The 16,425-nt window shown below is 72.0% G+C and carries 14 protein-coding genes and 1 pseudogene; 8 read left to right on the forward strand and 7 right to left on the reverse strand.

Features of this window, described 5'->3' with window-relative positions:
- The first annotated feature begins 1 nt into the window (after position 1).
- Both H295_RS0102360 and H295_RS0102365 read left to right on the forward strand, forming a co-directional pair.
- Entirely contained in the window at positions 2–1,015 is a 1,014-nt protein-coding gene (locus H295_RS0102360) for a carbohydrate ABC transporter permease (protein ID WP_020133741.1), read from the forward strand.
- Positions 1,012–1,908 (forward strand): carbohydrate ABC transporter permease, encoded by an 897-nt coding sequence (locus H295_RS0102365; protein ID WP_020133742.1) that lies wholly within the window; start codon positions 1,012–1,014, stop codon positions 1,906–1,908. The genes H295_RS0102360 and H295_RS0102365 overlap by 4 nt, the downstream gene beginning before the upstream one ends.
- Here the strand turns inward: H295_RS0102365 and H295_RS0102370 are convergent.
- Positions 1,872–4,097 carry a glycoside hydrolase family 3 N-terminal domain-containing protein gene (locus tag H295_RS0102370; RefSeq protein WP_020133743.1) on the reverse strand — a complete coding sequence of 742 codons (2,226 nt, stop codon included), beginning with the start codon at positions 4,095–4,097 and terminating at the stop codon, positions 1,872–1,874. The two genes, H295_RS0102365 and H295_RS0102370, sit on opposite strands and share 37 nt — an antisense overlap.
- Positions 4,094–5,170, reverse strand: a complete 1,077-nt coding sequence (locus H295_RS0102375; protein ID WP_051135487.1) for an N-acetylglucosamine kinase — start codon at positions 5,168–5,170, stop codon at positions 4,094–4,096. The genes H295_RS0102370 and H295_RS0102375 overlap by 4 nt, the downstream gene beginning before the upstream one ends.
- Positions 5,171–5,178: 8 nt before the next feature.
- Between H295_RS0102375 and H295_RS42630 the strand changes: the two are divergent.
- Positions 5,179–6,497, forward strand: a pseudogene (locus tag H295_RS42630) (glycoside hydrolase 5 family protein).
- A gap of 73 nt (positions 6,498–6,570) precedes the next feature.
- On the opposite strand, the gene H295_RS0102390 reads toward H295_RS42630, so the two are convergent.
- From H295_RS0102390 to H295_RS0102410, 5 genes are all read right to left on the reverse strand, one after another.
- Positions 6,571–8,043 (reverse strand): glycoside hydrolase family 3 N-terminal domain-containing protein, encoded by a 1,473-nt coding sequence (locus tag H295_RS0102390; RefSeq protein WP_020133747.1) that lies wholly within the window; start codon positions 8,041–8,043, stop codon positions 6,571–6,573.
- A gap of 75 nt (positions 8,044–8,118) precedes the next feature.
- Complete coding sequence (msrB, locus tag H295_RS0102395; RefSeq protein WP_020133748.1) at positions 8,119–8,526, reverse strand: peptide-methionine (R)-S-oxide reductase MsrB; 408 nt, start codon at positions 8,524–8,526, stop codon at positions 8,119–8,121.
- A 13-nt stretch (positions 8,527–8,539) separates the two neighbouring features.
- Positions 8,540–9,931: a UDP-N-acetylmuramate--L-alanine ligase gene (gene murC, locus H295_RS0102400; RefSeq protein ID WP_028808981.1), complete on the reverse strand. Its 1,392-nt coding sequence runs from the start codon at positions 9,929–9,931 to the stop codon at positions 8,540–8,542.
- A gap of 45 nt (positions 9,932–9,976) precedes the next feature.
- Positions 9,977–10,432, reverse strand: a complete 456-nt coding sequence (locus H295_RS0102405) for a hypothetical protein (RefSeq protein WP_020133750.1) — start codon at positions 10,430–10,432, stop codon at positions 9,977–9,979.
- Between the two features lie 180 nt (positions 10,433–10,612).
- Positions 10,613–11,437, reverse strand: coding sequence for a pyrimidine reductase family protein (locus tag H295_RS0102410; RefSeq protein ID WP_028808983.1), 825 nt, complete (start codon positions 11,435–11,437; stop codon positions 10,613–10,615).
- A gap of 73 nt (positions 11,438–11,510) precedes the next feature.
- Here H295_RS0102410 and zapE point away from each other — a divergent pair, with 73 nt between their 5' ends.
- The 5 genes from zapE (at position 11,511) to H295_RS0102435 (ending at position 16,328) form a co-directional block, all read left to right on the forward strand.
- A complete protein-coding gene (gene zapE / locus H295_RS0102415) occupies positions 11,511–12,587 on the forward strand; it encodes a cell division protein ZapE (protein WP_020133752.1) in 1,077 nt (358 codons plus the stop codon).
- A 215-nt stretch (positions 12,588–12,802) separates the two neighbouring features.
- A complete protein-coding gene (locus H295_RS0102420) occupies positions 12,803–13,198 on the forward strand; it encodes a hypothetical protein (RefSeq protein WP_020133753.1) in 396 nt (131 codons plus the stop codon).
- A gap of 191 nt (positions 13,199–13,389) precedes the next feature.
- The gene (locus H295_RS0102425; RefSeq protein WP_020133754.1) at positions 13,390–13,968 is read left to right on the forward strand and encodes a carbonic anhydrase; all 579 of its coding nucleotides are present in this window, start codon (positions 13,390–13,392) and stop codon (positions 13,966–13,968) included.
- On the forward strand, positions 13,965–15,455 hold the full coding sequence (locus tag H295_RS0102430; protein WP_020133755.1) for a SulP family inorganic anion transporter: 1,491 nt from the start codon (positions 13,965–13,967) through the stop codon (positions 15,453–15,455). The genes H295_RS0102425 and H295_RS0102430 overlap by 4 nt, the downstream gene beginning before the upstream one ends.
- A 96-nt stretch (positions 15,456–15,551) precedes the next feature.
- The gene (locus tag H295_RS0102435; protein WP_020133756.1) at positions 15,552–16,328 is read left to right on the forward strand and encodes a slipin family protein; all 777 of its coding nucleotides are present in this window, start codon (positions 15,552–15,554) and stop codon (positions 16,326–16,328) included.
- Positions 16,329–16,425: the final 97 nt, after the last annotated feature.

The following is a 16,425-nucleotide window of genomic DNA, read 5'->3' on the forward strand; positions in this document are numbered from 1 at the left end:
GGTGACGGCACAGATCACGCATCCGGTGTCCGGCGTGGAGCCCCTGACCTCCACGCCGGGCACGGCCCCGTCCCGCCTGCGCCGACTCGCCAGGGCCGTGCTGCCCGGCCCCGCCCCCGGGGCCAACGGAGCGGCGATGTACCGCCGTTGGTGGCTTCCCTGGCTGTGGACCGCCCCGGCGATCGTGTGCGCGGTGGTCTTCGGTGTGTTCCCGTTCCTCAACACGGTCCTGCTGTCGTTCACCAACGCCAAACCCCTTGGCGGCACCGCGAGTTTCGTGGGGCTCGACAACTACACGCGGATGCTCCAGGACGACGACTTCTGGCTCGCCACCCGCAACAGCATCCTGTACGCGGTGATCGTCGTCCCGCTGATGGTGCTGCTGCCGCTGATGCTGGCCGTCCTGGTGGAGAAGAACCTGCCCGGTATCGGATTCTTCCGGTCGGCGTTCTACACGCCGGTGCTGGCCTCCAGCGTGGTGGTGGGCCTGAGCTGGCAGTGGCTGCTCGCCGACGACGGCCTGGTCAACACCTGGCTGGAGAAGGCCCACTTGATCAAGTCCGCGATCCCGTTCCTCTCGGACTCGTGGCTGATCCTGCTCTCCGCGATGGGCCTGACGCTGTGGAAGGGCCTGGGCTGGTACATGGTGTTCTACCTGGCCGCCCTCGGGAACGTGCCCAAGGAGCTGCACGAGGCCGCGCAGATGGACGGCGCGGGCGCGGTCCGCCGGTTCTGGCACATCACGGTCCCCGGCGTCCGGCAGGCCATGATGCTCGTCGGCACCCTGACCGGCATCGGCTCGCTCAGGGTGTTCACCGAGATCTACATGCTCGGCAGCTCCACCGGCGGCCCCGGCGGCGCCGACCGCACCCTGCCCTTCTACATCCGGGACGTCGGCCTGGACCCGATCACCGGCAACGCGGGATACGGCTCGGCCGTCAGCGTGGCCCTGTTCGCGCTGACGCTGGGGCTGACCCTGCTGGCGCAGCGTCTGACCAAGGAGGACGAGTCATGACGACGAGTGTCGTCGGGACCCACGTCGAGACCAAGGGCCGTCGCCTGATGCCGCGTTGGCGTGACTACGGCCGTCCGCGCGAGCTGGTCGTGCGCTATCTGCTGCTCCTGCTGGTGCTCGGCCTCACCGTGGGCCCGCTGCTGTGGCAGCTCCTCGCCTCCCTGAAGGGCGTGAGCGAGGACGTCTTCGGCACGGACGCCACGCTGCTGCCGCACCATCCGACGCTGCGCGCCTACCGGACGGTCTTCGACCAGGTGCCGGTGTGGTCGTACATCAGGAACAGCCTGATCGTGGTCGCCCTGTCGGTCACCAGCCAGCTGGTCTTCTCCACGACCGCCGGCTACATGCTATCCAAGCCCGCCTGGAAGGGCCGCAAGGCGGTCTGGGTGGTGCTGATCGCCTCGATGATGTTCCCCTTCGAGTCGATCATGGTCTCCCTGTTCATCAGCATCCGCGACCTGGGCCTGGTCGACAACCTGGCCGGCGTGTGGCTGCCCGGCTTCGTCGGTGCCATCAACGTCATGCTCATGCGCGGGGCGTTCCTCGCGGTCCCGCGCGAGATCGAGGACTCGGCGATGCTGGACGGCGCCAACGAGTGGCAGCGCTTCCGGTACCTGTACCTGCCGTCCGCGTGGGGCGCGATCATGGTGGTCGTCATCAACACCTTCATCAGCGCCTGGGACGACTTCCTGTGGCCGCTGATCGTGCTGCGCTCCGAGAGCAACATGACGCTCACCCTGGGGCTTTCCCGGCTCCAGAGCTCCTCGTTCGGCTACGACCAGCGGATGGTCATGGCCGGTTCGGTGATCTCCGTGGTCCCGGTACTGGTGCTGTTCGTGATCACCCAGCGGTGGTTCTACAAGGGCGTCTCGTCGGGGGCCGTGAAGCTGTGACCCTTCACGGCGAGCGCCTGCGCGGCTGACGCGGCGACCCTGATCTCGACCGTGCCGGTGACGCCTTCCAGAGACAGGGTCACCGTACGGCGCTCACCCGGAGCAAGGCCCACACCCTCGAACGCGCACAGTTCGAGGGTGCGCGGCCAGGTGGGGGTGATCAGTCGGCGGAGATAGACCTGCACGACACAACGGCCGTACCGCTGACCGGTGTTGGTGACGTCGACACTGAGACCTGTGCCGGTGAACGCGGGCTCGGTCCAGTCGAAGTCCGTGTACGACAGCCCGTGTCCGAAGGAGTAAGCGGGCTCGGCGCTCCGGTCCGTGTAACCGCCGTACTCGGTGTCCTTGTGGTTGTAGTAGACGGGGAGTTGGGCCGCCGAGCGCGGCACGGAGACGGGCAGCCGGCCGGCCGGTTCGGCGAGTCCGAGCAGCACCTCGGCGATCGCGTCGCCGCCCCAGGGGCCGGGGTACCAGGCCGTGAGCAGCGCGGGCGCCGTGTCCGGCACGACGTGCGGGCGCCCTTGCACCAGCACCACCGCGGTCGGTGTGCCCGTCGCCAGGACGGCGTCCAGCAGGGCGTACTGGGCTGCCCCGAGGCGCAGTTCGGCCAGATCGGCCCCCTCGCCGCAGGTCATCTCGGAGACGGCTCTGAGCGCGGCCCCGTTGGCGTCGAACTCGGTGTCCGGCGTTCGGGCACTGCTGCCGCCCAGGACCAGTACGGCGAGGTCGGAGGCGGCGGCCGCGGCGATCGCCGCCGGGATGCCGGAGAGGTCCGTGCCGGTGAGGGTGCAGCCGGCGGCGTGCCGGATGTCGAGGCCGGGCGGGGCGAGCCTGCGCAGGGCGTCGAGGACGCTGCTGCCGGTGCCGGGGCGCTGCGGGGCCGTGTAGTCGCCGAACTGGTGGGCGGTGGTGGCGGCTTGGGGCCCGAGCACGGCGATCCGTGAGACGTGTCCGCCGACGGGCAGCACGCCGTCGTTGCGCAGGAGGGTGACGGCGGCCCGGGCGACGTCCCGGCTGAGCTCCGCTCCCCCGGCCGGCGGCCGGGCCGTGCCGTCCTGCTGCTCGAACAGCCCCAGCCGGAACTTGAGGCGCAGGACGCGGGCGACGGCCGCGTCGAGGGCCGCCTCCGTGACGAGTCCCCGTTCGACCGCCTCTTCCAGGTGGGTGAAGCCCTCGTCCCAAAGGCTCAGATCCACACCGGAGTTGAGCGCGAGGGCACCCGCCGAGACCTTGTCGCCGGTGATGCGGGCCAGCCGGTCGACGGCGAGGCCGTCCGCCATGACCAGTCCGTCGAAGCCCCACTCCTCGCGGAGCAGCCCGGTGAGCAGGGCCCGGTTGCCGGAGCAGGGCATCCCGTCGACCTCGTTGTAGGCGGCCATGACGGCGGCGGCGCCGGCGCGGATCCCGGCCCGGGCGGCGGGGAGGTGGATCTCGTGCAGTTCCCGCAGGCCCAGTTCGGACTCGGCGGAGTTGCGGCCGCCGACGGTGGCGCCCTGGCCCGCGAAGTGCTTGAGGACGACGGGGGCCTTGTCGGCGGCGAAGACGTCGTCACCGAGGGGGTCCCAGGAGCCCTGCATCCCGCGGACCAGCGCCTCGGTCAGCCGGGCGGCCAGGTAGGGGTCCTCGCCGAAGCACTCCTCGGTGCGGCCCCAGCGCGGGTCGCGGGCGATGTCCAGCGCCGAGACCAGGGCCACATGGCCGCCGCGGGCGCGCAGTTCGGCGGCGGCGTGGGCGGCGGCCCGCCGGTACAGGTCCGGGTCCCAGCCGGCGCCCACGGCCAGGTTCACCGGCAGGACCGTGCCGTCCAGGGCCATCAGGCCGTGCGGGACCTCCTCCACGAGGAGGGCGGGGATGCCGAGCCGGCTCCGCCGCACGACGTGCCGCTGCACCAGCTCGGCCAGGGCGGCCCCGTCCTCGGCTCCCGGCCCGCTGCCGTGCTCGACCCCGGACCAGGCGTCGGCCCGCTGGAGGCCGTACAGGGCGCCGAGGCCCTCGAAGCGGTCGGTCTCGGCGTACAGCGCGTCGGTGAGCTCGAAGCCGCCGTCGGGGGTGCGGCGGTAGGCGTCCCAGCCGTACATCCGCTGGTTGAGCTGGCCGGCCTTCTCCCGCAGCGTCATCCGGCCGAGGAGGTCGCGGACGCGGGCGTCGACGGGGGCGGTGGGGTCGCGGTAGAGGGCGTCGCTCATGAGGTGTGGGCCAGTCGTGCGAGGGCCACCGCGCCGGGGCGGCCGTCGGCCACCCAGTCGAGGGTCAGGCCGTGGGCGTGGAGTCGGTCGGTCAGGGGGGCGGTGAGCGGGCCCTCGGGGCCGAGGAGGCCGCCGGTGGCGACGATCCGCTCACTGGGGCGCGGTTCCAGGGCTCGTACGGTGTCCAGCAGGTGGTCGGCCGCCTCGGCGAGGATCGCCAGGGCCACCGCGTCGTTCCCGGCGGCCGCCTCGGCGACCAGCGGGGCGAAGCGCGCCAGCCGGATCGGGGGGTCGGCCAGCACGGCGGGCAGCAGATGCCGGCGGAAGTCCTCACGCCGGGCGCGTTCCCAGCCGGGGACTCCGGGGGTGGGGGTGCCGGTGCCGGGGGGCGGGACGGTGCCGTGACGGTCGTACGGCTGGACCGGGCCCTTGGGGAGGACGTCCACGGGCAGGCCCAGGGTGTGGCCGACCCAGGCGGCGAGGACCGTGGGACGGCCGCGGCCGTCGGCCATGCGCAGGGCGGCCCGGACCGCGCTGCGGCCGATCCAGAAGCCGCTGCCCTCGTCGCCGAGGAGCCAGCCGTCGCCGTCGACCGTGGTCGTGGCGTGCCGGGCGGTGATGCGCATGGCGACCGCACCGGTGCCCGCGACCAGGGCGAGGCCGTCGGAAGGGGTGCCGGGAGCGGCGGCGAACGCGGCCTCGATGTCGCTGCACACGCCGATCCGGCCGGCCGGGATGCCGAGGCGGTGCAGCGCCTCGGTGAGGGCCGTGCGGGCCTTCACCGTGCCGGGGTCCTGTGCGGAGGCGGCCGTGGCGCCCGCGAAACCGCCGGTCACGGCCACGACCCGGCCGCGCGCCTCCTCGGGCACCACCCGGGCGAGCGCCTCGGCGAGGTGGTCGGTGAGCTGCGGGGCCGGAACGGTCATGGCGTTGCCCGGACCGCCGGTGCTCTCCCCGAGCACGCGGCCGTCCTCGGCGGCGGCGAGGACCGCGCGGGTACGGGTGCCGCCGGCGTCGAGGCCGATGACCAGGGCGTCGGCGTCACGCACATCGTGGTTCAAATAATTACCCATCGATGACTATGGTGATTGATACATTCGCGCAGGACAAGAGCAGAACACGAGCGGAACACGAGCCGGGCCGACGTCGGACCGGCCCGAACCCGAGGAGGATCCCATTCCCACGCTCCGCTTCGGCGTCAACTACACGCCCCGCCACGGCTGGTTCCACGCCTGGCACGACTTCGACCCGGCCCGCGCCCGCGCGGACCTCGACCAGATCGCCGGGCTGGGCCTCGACCACGTCCGGATCTTCCACCTGTGGCCGCTCCTCCAGCCCAACCGCACCCTGATCCGCGCCTCCGCCGTCGACCAGCTGGCGCAGCTGGTCGACCTGGCGGCCGAGGCGGGCCTGGACGTCCTGGTGGACGGCGTGCAGGGCCACCTGTCGAGCTTCGACTTCTACCCGGAGTGGACCCGCAGCTGGCACCACCGCAACGTCTTCACCGACCCGGACGCCATCGCCGCCCAGGCGGACCTGCTGCGCACCCTCGGCCGCGCCCTGTCCGGCCGCCCGAACCTCATCGGCCTCCAGCTGGGCAACGAGCTCAACAACCTGATCGAGCACAACCCGGCGACGCCGACGGAGGTCGACCACTACCTGGACACCCTGCTCGCCGCCGCCCGCGAGGGGCTCGGCGCGGGCGCGGGCCTGGTGACCCACTCCGCGTACGACGCGGCCTGGTACGGCGACGACCACCCCTTCACCCCGGAGGCCTCGGCCCGCAAGGGCGACGTCACCACGGTCCACCCGTGGGTCTTCTCCGGCGGCTGCGCGAGCCTCTACGGCCCCCGCTCGCCCCAGGTCCTGCACCTGGCCGAGTACGGCACGGAACTCGCCAAGGCCTACGCCGAGGACCCCGCCCGCCCGGTCTGGGTCCAGGAGACCGGCGCCCCCGAACCCCACATCCCGGCCGCGGACGCCCCGCACTTCGCCCGCGAGACGATCCTGAACGCCTCCGGCTGCGCGGGCCTGTGGGGCGTGACCTGGTGGTGCTCCCACGACGTGGACCGGTCCCTCGCGGACTTCCCCGAACTGGAGTACACGCTGGGCCTGTTCGACGCACAGGACCGCCCCAAGCCGATCGCGGAGGCGGTGGCGGCGACGGTCGCGGAACTCCGGGCGACCCCTCTGGCCGCCCTCCCCCGCGACACGGCCCTGGTCCTGGACTGCACCCCGTCCACCCGGTCGGTGTCGGGGCCCGGCGGGGCGTACTTCGAGGAGTGGATGCGCCTGCGTCAGGAGGGGCTGCGCCCGGCGGTGGTCCTGGCGGAGCGGGCGGGCGATGAGGGACATCTCGCAGCGCGCGGCATCAAGAAAGTGATCGGTGAGGGCTTTTAGGGGCGCGGGGCTGTATCGATGTGCGGCTCCGCCGCGGGGGCGCGACCAGCCCCCACCGCCCCGCGGATGAAACTCATCGCGCACCGACCAGAACTTCAGCCACTGCCCGCAAATTGACCTTGCCCCGCCCGTAGGAACAGACCGCACCCCCGTCCGGCAGCCCCGTGGCGACCTCGACCGCCTCGGGCCGCCGGGCCACCAGCACGTCCCTCAGCCGCCCCTGCCAGGGATACAGCCCCGCGTCACACGTGGCCACGACCAGCGGGGCGTCTCCGGCCCTGGCCAGAATCTCCGCAGCCACGCCCTCCGGATCCGCCGGCTCCCCCGCCAGCGCCGTTCCCGTGGCCGTCGGGTCGACCGCCAGCACCTGGGTCAGCAGATCCTCCCCGCCCCAGTTCAACGCGGGATGCGGCGCCGGGAACAGATCCACGACATGCGCCCCCCGCACCCCCACGGGAGGCACCCGCACGGCCCGCCGAGCCGCCTCCAGGCCCGCGTCCGCGTCCCACGGGGCGACCTCCGCCGTCGGCGTGGCATACCGGTCGACCAGGCGCTGCACCCGCCCCGCCGCCTCCCGCACCCGCTCCTCGGCGAGCACCCCTTCTCGCAGTGCCTCCAGCACGGCGTCCCGGCACTCCAGGGTGACCCGCAGATCGGGTACGGCGACGATGACCTGGTCGGCCCCGGCGGCGAGGGCGATCCGTGCCCCCGCGGCCTCCCCGTACAGGTCGGCGATGGCCTTCATCTCCAGCGCGTCGCTGACCAGCACCCCCTCGAACTCGAGCTCGTGGCGCAGCAGGTCCCCGAGGATCCGCCGGCTGAGCGTGGCGGGCCGGTTCGCGTCGAGTGCCGGGAACACGACGTGGGCGCTCATCAGCATCGGCACCCCCGCGGCGATCGCGGCCCGGAAGGGTTCGAGGTCGAGTTCCTCGTACGGCCGCGGGTCGACGGCGAGTTCGTGGTGGCTGTCGGTGAGGGTGCCGCCGTGGCCCGGGAAGTGCTTGGCGCAGGAGGCGATGCCGCGGGCCTCGGTCGCGGCGATCCAGGCGCTCAGGTGCCGGGAGACGAGCCCGCTCTCCTCGCCGAAGGCCCGCGTGCGCACGATGGGGTTGTCGGCCTTCCGCTGCACGTCGGCGACGGGGGCGTAGGAGGCGGTGATGCCGAGGGCGGCGAGGTGCCCGGCGAGCGCGTCGGCGCAGCGGGCGGTCAGGGCCGGGTCGTCGACGACGCCGAGGGCGTAGGAGCCGGGGACCTCCGGGGCGCCGGCGGCCACCAGGTGCCCGATGCCGCCGCCCTCGTTGTCGATGCCGACCAGCAGGTCGGGGCGCAGGGCCCGCAGGGTGTCGGTGAGGCGGCGCACCTGCTCCGCGTCGCGCACGTTGCGGGTGAACAGGATGACCCCGCCGAGGCCGCGGTCGATGAGCCGCTTCAGCTTGTCGGGGACGACGGTGGTCCCCTCGAACCCGGCGACGAGACAGCGGTGGGCGGCCTCGTCGAGGTCGACGGGGAGGGCGGTGCGGGCAGTCGGGAGCTCGGTGTGGGTCACCCCCGGAATCCTCTGGCTCGATCAGCCGAAAGTCAACAGACCAATGGTTCGGTCATTCACTCCGGGGTGCCGGCGTCAGCTCTCGTCCGCCGTCAGGCGCAGCGAGATGCTGTTGATGCAGTAGCGCTGGTCGGTGGGCGTCGGGTAGCCCTCGCCTTCAAACACGTGCCCGAGGTGCGAGCCGCAGCGGGCGCAGCGCACCTCGGTGCGGACCATCCCGTGGGAGCGGTCCTCGATGAGCTCGACCGCGTCGGTGTCCTTCGGGTCGTAGAAGGACGGCCAGCCGCAGTGCGACTCGAACTTCGTGGTGGAGGTGAAGAGTTCGGCGCCGCAGGCACGGCAGGAGTACACGCCGGTGGTCTTGGTGTCGGTGTACTCACCGGTGAAGGCCGGCTCCGTACCGGCCTTGCGGAGTACGGCGTACTCGGCCGGCGTCAGCTCCGCTCGCCACTGCTCGTCCGGCTTTTCGACGTCGTACGACATGAAGTTCAGCCCCTTACTGTGCGAGACGGTCCAGGATCAGCGGGCCCAGGTCGGTGACGTCACCCGCGCCCATGGTGAGAACGAGATCACCGGCCTTCGCCATTCCCGCCACCACCGACGGCACCTCCGCCTTGTCGTGGACCGGCGTCACGTCCGCACCCGCGGCCCGGGCCGCCTCGATGATCAGCTCGCTCGTCACCCCGGGGATCGGGTCCTCGCGGGCCGGGTAGATGTCCAGGACGACCGAGGCGTCGGCCAGCGCGAGCGCCTGGCCCATCTCCTTGCCGAGCTCCTGGGTCCGGGAGAACAGGTGGGGCTGGAAGACCACGAGGATGCGGGCGTCCCCGGCGGCGGCGCGCATGGCCTCCAGGTCGGCCGTCATCTCGGTGGGGTGGTGGGCGTAGGAGTCGACGACCTGCACCCCGACGGCCTCGCCCTTGAGCTGGAGGCGCCGCTTGACGCCGGTGTACGCGGCCAGCGCCGGCGCCAGCTCGGCGGCGGGGATCCCGAGGGCCACGCCGGCGGCCAGCGCGGCCACCGCGTTGTGCGCGTAGTGGCGGCCGGGGACGGAGACCGCGAAGGTGAGCTCCGCACCGTCGAGGACCACGGTGACCTCGCTCTTCAGGCCCTGCGGAACCACCGAGAGGACCCGTACGTCCGCGTCCTCGGCGTCGCCGTACGTCACCACGCGCACGTCACACGCGGTGACCCGCCGGGTCAGCTCCCGGGCGCCCTCGTGGTCCGCGTTGACCACCAGCGTTCCGCCCTCGGTGATGCGGTCCACGAACGTCTCGAAGGACTCGTAGATCTCGTCCATGGAGGCGTAGTTGGCGTGGTGGTCGAGTTCGACGTTGAGGACGATCGCGACCTCGGGGGCGTACTTGTGGAAGCTGCGGTCGCTTTCGTCCGCCTCGGCGACGAAGATCTCGCCCTCGCCGTGCAGGGCGTTGGACCCGGGGGCGTCGAGGTCGCCGCCGATGGCGAAGGACGGCTTCAGGCCCAGCGTGGACAGGGAGACGGCCAGCATCGAGGTCGTGGTCGTCTTGCCGTGCGTGCCCGCGACGGCGATCGGCCTGAGGCCGTCCATCAGGGAGGCGAGGGCGTCGGACCGGTGGACGACCGGGATGCCGAGTTCGGCGGCCCGGGCGAGCTCGGGGTTGTCGGCCCGGATCGCCGAGGAGACGACCACACAGGTGGCGTCGGGGGCGAGGTGCTCCGCCGCGTGCCCGATGTGCACGGTCGCACCCAGCGCCCGCAGCGCCTCGGCGGTCGCCGACTCCTTGGCGTCGCTGCCCGCCACCTTGGCCCCGCGCTGCGCGAGGATCTTCGCGATCCCCGACATCCCGGCCCCACCGATCCCGATGAAGTGCGGTCGGTCCATGGCGGTAGGAAGGCCGGGTGCCATGCGTGTGTCTCCCCAAGGTGGTGCGGTACGAGTGCGGGGCTCAGCCTATGCCTTGCTGTGCGAGAACAGCTTCAGCACCGGGACGCCCACCTTGTGACGGGCCCGGGACGCCCAGTCGCGGTGGAAGAACTCCTCCACGTAGTGGGGGTCGGTCAGGACGATCACCTCGTCCGCGCCGATCTCGTCGACCAGGGACTTCAGCGCGTCCAGGGGGTGGTCCTCGATGAGCCGCCCCTCGGCCTCGCTGCCGGAGGCTCTGAGCGCCTGGAGGGACACCGCCAGGGCCTGCTCCCCGACCCCCTTGGCGTCCTCGCCCTCGGGCGTCTCGCGCTCCCGGACCGCCTCGTCCAGCTCGCCCAGCGCCACGTCGTCGATGGCCCGCAGCAGCCGGTCCGCCTGATCCCCCCGCGGCTGGAGCAGCACATGGAACGCGACGGACTCATCCCCGTGCAAGGTGGTGACGAACTCCACGTCGGCGGACGTCAGGGCCTTCTCGATCATCAAAACGCTTGTGAACACCGGGGCGTCCCCTTCTCTGCGCGTTGCGGAAACCATCCTGCCCCGTGATCGCACGGGTACTGCCGGATTCAGTGTGCCCGCCGGACATCAAACGGAACGACAGATTCCGCGGATGTCGGCGACAGCGGTACCGATCGAACCCCTATACCCATACGCCCGCGGTCAAGGCCGGCGATACCTGCTGTAGAGGAATCCGTCCTCCTCCAGCAGCGAGGCCAGCGCGAACCGCGCCGGGACCGCGACCGACGGCCCCCCGGCGATGCGCTGCGCGTCCCCCGCGGTGAGCATTGGCGACAGGGTCAGACAGAGCTCGTCGAGCACCCCGGCGGCCACCAGCTGCCCGAGCAGCCGGGGCCCGCCCTCGGTCAGCAGCCGGGTGTGCCCGAGCTCGGCCAGCGCCCGTACGGCCCGCGCGGGATCCACGCCGACGCCGTCGCCGGCGATCACCACCCGCGCTCCGGCCTTCTCGGCCGCGGCGATCCGGTCCGGAGCCGCCGCCGCGCCGGTGAGGACCAGCGTGGGCACCAGGGGCGAGGTGTAGAGCGGCAGGGCGAAGTCCAGGTCCAGGCTCGCGCTGATCACGGCGATCGCCGGGGCCGGCCCCTGTCCGGCCGCCACCCGCGCGACCGTGAACTCCGCACGCGCGCGGGCCGGCCGGTACCCCTCCTGGCGGACCGTTTCCGCACCGACCACCACCACGTCGGCCAGCGCCCGCAGGGTGCCGAAGATCCGCATGTCGGTCGCGGTGGAGATGGGCTGCGAACGGCCGTCGTGCTGGGCGGCCCCGTCGAGGGTGGAGACCATGTTGGCGCGCAGCCAGACCTCGGGGGCCCCGGGTCCTGCGCCCGGCCCGAGCGCGGGGTACGCGTAGGCGGCGGCCAGCTCGGCGAGGCTCCACTCGTGGCCGGCCTCCCCCTCGGGGCTGCGGATCTCCGTCTCGGGGCTTCGGATCTCTGTCTCGTCGGTCACAGGGAACAGGCGTCGCATGTCGTGCAGTCTGGCACGGCGCTTAGCATGGTGAACCGTGTCTACTTCCCCCGCCGCGTCCGGGTCCGGTGCGATGACCGAGCCCGCCCCTCCGTCCCTGTGCGACCGCGCGCCGCACGTCCCCGCGGACCGGCTGGTCGCCGAGATGGTGCCGCCGCCGCGGTTCGACTCGGTGCGTTTCGACACCTACATCCCGGACCCGAACCAGCCCAGCCAGACCGAGGCCGTGCGGGTCCTCGAGGGCTTCGCGGCGGGTCTCGGCGGCGCCCACGCGGTCGGCGGCGGCAAGCGCGGCTTCCTCGGCCTCGGCACCGCTTTCGGCAGGGCCAAGGCGGCCAAGGCACCGGCCGGCCCCCGCGGCGTCTACCTCGACGGCGGCTACGGCGTCGGCAAGACCCACCTGCTGGCCTCCCTCTGGCACGCCACTCCCGCCGAGCCCTCCCTCAAGGCCTTCGGCACCTTCGTCGAACTGACCAACCTGGTCGGCGCCCTCGGCTTCCAGCAGACCGTGCAGACGCTCTCCGGCCACCGTCTGCTGTGCATCGACGAGTTCGAGCTGGACGACCCGGGCGACACCGTTCTGGTCTCCACCCTGCTCGGCAAGCTGGTCGACGCGGGTGTGGCGCTCGCCGCCACCTCCAACACCCTGCCGGGCAAGCTCGGCGAGGGCCGGTTCGCGGCCGTCGACTTCCTGCGCGAGATCCAGGGCCTCGCGGCGCAGTTCCGCCCGCTGCGCATCGACGGCGAGGACTACCGCCACCGTGGGCTGCCCGAGGCGCCGGCGCCGTTCACCGACGAGCAGGTCAGGACGGCGGCGTACGCCACCGAGGGCGCCTCCCTGGACGACTTCCCGAGCCTGCTGGCCCACCTCGCGAAGGTCCACCCGAGCCGGTACGGCGCCCTGACCGACGGTCTGAAGGCGGTGTGCCTCACCGATGTCCAGCCGGTGCCGGACCAGTCGACCGCGCTGCGGCTCGTGGTGCTCGCGGACCGTCTCTACGACCGCGAGGTGCCGGTCCTGGCCTCCGGGCTGCCCTTCGACCGGCTGTTCAGCGAGGAGATGCTGAACGGCGGCTACCGCAAGAAGTACTTCCGCGCGATATCCCGGCTCACCGCGCTGGCCCGCGACGCCAAGGGTCTCGTCGCCTGACCGCGGCCCGCCGAACCACAGCTCGCCCCACCACAGCGAAACATCGCACGTCAAGGGCCAGTTCGCGACAGCGACCCGGCGCGCTTCAGCCTCTCTTCAGCTGGAAACGTTAAGTTAACCCAGCAAACAACTTTGCCGGGCTAAGGTGTTTCTTGACCAGCCGTTGACCAGGTGTTGGTCTGGACTGGAGATGCAGAACTGCGAGAGGGGGGCGCATGTTTCGAGGTAAGGCGGTACGCACCGCGCTCGCGGCCCTCACGGCTGTCCTGTTCGCCCTCCAGTTCTTCGCACCCACCGAGGGCTTCGCAACCGCGCACACGGTTCGTCAAGTCGAGGCCAAAGCTCCTGCCGGAACCAAACCCACCGGCAGCACGCTGCGCATCGAAGCCGCCACGAAGCGCCACTGCAACCCCGCGGGCGACCCGACCGGTCCCCTGCGCGCACGCGACCGGCACCGCGCCGTCGACTTCGCACCCCAGGGGCCCGACCGCGCGGCACTGACCCAGGAGTCGGCGACGACACCCGGGCACCACTCCGTCCCGAGCGGATTCCCCCTGTCGAGACCCTCGACAGCCCACGCTCCGGCGGCACTCCAGGTCTTCCGCTGCTGACAGCCGCTGACCACTGCTGACGACTGCTGACAGCCGCGGTCTGCTGCTCTCCGCTGTTCTCCGCTGTTCTCCACCGCTCTCGGCAGCGAAGTCCCCCACCTCACCTGAATCACTGTCATGCGAGCCGACGCGCAACCGCGCACTCGGCAAGCCCGACGCGCCCCCCACGGCGCGCCAGGAGGAATCACCACATGCAGCCCCTCATCGACAACGCCCGTACGTTCGGACAGCGCCCTGAGGAGTTCGCCCCGCTGGCCCAAGGCCAGTCCCCCCAGGTTCTGTTCATCACCTGCTCGGATTCCCGGGTCGTCCCGGCCCTGATCACGGGTGCCCGCCCGGGAGAGCTCTTCGAGCTGCGCACCGCGGGCAACATCGTTCCCCCCTACGCCTCCGAGCACCCCACCAGCGAGGCGGCCACCATCGAGTACGCCGTGGAGGTGCTGGGCGTCCGCGACATCGTGGTCTGCGGGCACTCGCACTGCGGGGCCGTCGGCGCCCTGGTCCGCGGCGACGACCTGGACGCCGTACCGGCCGTCCGCGACTGGCTGCACCACGCCACCCCGCGTCCGGCCGGCGCGGCCGAGGACCCGGAGGTCGCCGAGGGCGTGCAGAGCCATGTCCTGGCCCAGATCCTGCGGCTGCGGTCCTACCCGTTCATCGACAAGAAGCTGGCGGAGGAACAACTGACCCTGCACGCCTGGTACTACGAGGTGCACACCGGCGCGGTCCGCGTCCACCGCACCGAGTCCGACGCGTTCGAGGGCCTGTGATCGCCGTGCTGACCAAATACCCTCACCTGCGGCAGGACTTCACCGCGTCCCTGGTCGTCTTCCTGGTCGCGCTCCCACTCTGCGTGGGCGTGGCCGTCGCCTCCGGAGTCCCGGCCGAACTGGGCCTGGTCACCGGCATAGTCGGCGGGCTGGTCACCGGAGTCATGCGGGGCAGCAGCCTCCAGGTCTCCGGGCCCGCCGCCGGTCTGACCGTGCTCGTCTTCGAGGCGGTGCAGGAGTTCGGGCTGCCCGCGCTCGGAGTGATCGTGCTGGCCGCCGGGCTGATCCAGCTCGCGATGGGCGCCCTGAAGCTGGGGCGCTGGTTCCGGGCGATATCCGTCTCGGTCGTCGAGGGCATGCTGGCCGGCATCGGCCTCGTGCTCATCGCCGGCCAGCTGTACTCCGCGGCCGGCCTGAAGGCGCCCACCACCGGGGTCGACAAGATCCTGGGACTGCCCGGTGCCGTGGTCGACGCGCTGGGCAGCAGCACCGCGCTCACCTCGCTCGCGGTCGGGGCGGGCACCGTCGCGGTGCTGGTCCTGTGGAAGAAGCTGCCCGGGAAGGCCCAGAGCGTGCCGGGCGCCCTCGCCGCCGTCCTGCTGGCCACCGTGGTCACCCAGGTCTTCGGCCTGTCGATCGCCACCGTCGAGGTGAACGGCCTGCTCGGCTCCATCCAGCCCCCCGGCTCGGAGGCCTTCGGCGAGCTCGCCGACCCGGCGATCTTCGGCACCATCCTCGCGTTCACGCTGATCGCCTCCGCCGAGTCGCTGTTCAGCGCGGCCGCCGTGGACCGGCTGCACGACGGTCCGCGCACCGAGTACGACAAGGAACTGATGGCTCAGGGCGCGGGCAACGCAGTGTGCGGCGCGCTCGGCGCCCTGCCCATGACCGCGGTCATCGTGCGCAGCTCCGCCAACGTCCAGGCGGGCGCGCGGACCAAGGCGTCCCGGGTCATGCACGGTGTGTGGCTGCTGCTGTTCGCGGCCCTGCTGCCCTCCGCGCTCGCCCTGATCCCGCTGCCCGCGCTCGCCGGCATCCTGGTCCACGCGGGCTTCAAGCTGATCCCCTTCCGGGCCATCGTGCCGCTGTGGCGCAGCCACCGCGGTGAGGCGCTGATCCTGGTGGCCACCGCCGTCTCGATTGTCGCGGTCAACATGTTCGAGGGCGTGCTGATCGGTCTGGCGCTGTCCGTCGCCAAGACCGCCTGGGAGGCCTCGCACCTCAAGCTGGAGATCGTCGACAAGGGCGCGGGCCCCGTCCAGGCCCACCTGTCGGGCAACGCGACCTTCCTGCGGCTGCCGAAGATCCTCGACAGCCTGGAGTCGCTGCCCCAGGACCGGCCCGTGGAGCTGGACCTCTCGGGCCTGCACCACCTGGACCACGCCTGCCGTACGGCCCTGGAGAACTGGGCCGAACGGCACAGCTCGGTCGGCACGGAACCGGTGCGCGTCACCGAGCCGGAGCCCGTGCGGGCCACCGCCCCGTAGCCCTCACCGCCTGGTCCGGAGCCGTCGTGGCCTCGGACCAGGCACCGGGCATATCGTGGCAGGAGCAGACAGAAGGACCTCTCTGAGGAGGTCGGAATGCTCCCAGAACTGTTGGCGGCGGCCGCGGCGACCGCCGCCGCCGGGTGCGTCTACCTCGCGGCGGCGGCCCGGGTGGTCAAGCAGTACGAGCGCGGGGTGGTCTTCCGCCTCGGCCGTCTCACGGGCGGGGTGCGCGAGCCCGGGTTCACGCTGGTCCTCCCGTTCGCCGACCGGCTGCACAAGGTGAACATGCAGATCGTCACGATGCCGGTGCCGGCCCAGGAGGGCATCACCCGGGACAACGTGACGGTGCGCGTGGACGCGGTCGTCTACTTCCGGGTCGTCGACGCGGCGAGCGCCCTGGTCAAGGTCGAGGACTACAAGTTCGCCGTCTCCCAGATGGCCCAGACCTCGCTGCGCTCGATCATCGGCAAGAGCGAGCTGGACGATCTGCTGTCCAACCGCGAGAAACTCAACGAAGGCCTGGAGCTGATGATCGACAGCCCGGCCGTCGGCTGGGGTGTGCAGGTGGACCGCGTGGAGATCAAGGACGTGTCGCTGCCGGACACGATGAAGCGGTCGATGGCCCGTCAGGCCGAGGCCGACCGTGAACGGCGGGCCCGGATCATCAACGCCGACGCCGAGCTCCAGGCCTCCAAGAAGCTAGCGGAGGCCGCCAAGGAGATGTCGGAGCAGCCCGCCGCGCTCCAGCTCCGGCTCCTCCAGACGGTCGTCGCGGTGGCCGCCGAGAAGAACTCCACGCTTGTCCTGCCCTTCCCGGTGGAGCTGCTGCGCTTCCTGGAGCGCGCACAGGAGCACCCGACCGGGCAGTGACGGATGGGGACACGCTACGCGCGTGGTTCCCGACGGCCGACCCAGGTGATAGACACAGCGGCGTCACAGTTCCTGTCCGCCAGCAGGAAGGTCGCAC

The sequence above is a fragment of the Streptomyces sp. 351MFTsu5.1 genome, from assembly GCF_000383655.1.
GTDB classification, from domain to species: domain Bacteria; phylum Actinomycetota; class Actinomycetes; order Streptomycetales; family Streptomycetaceae; genus Streptomyces; species Streptomyces griseorubiginosus.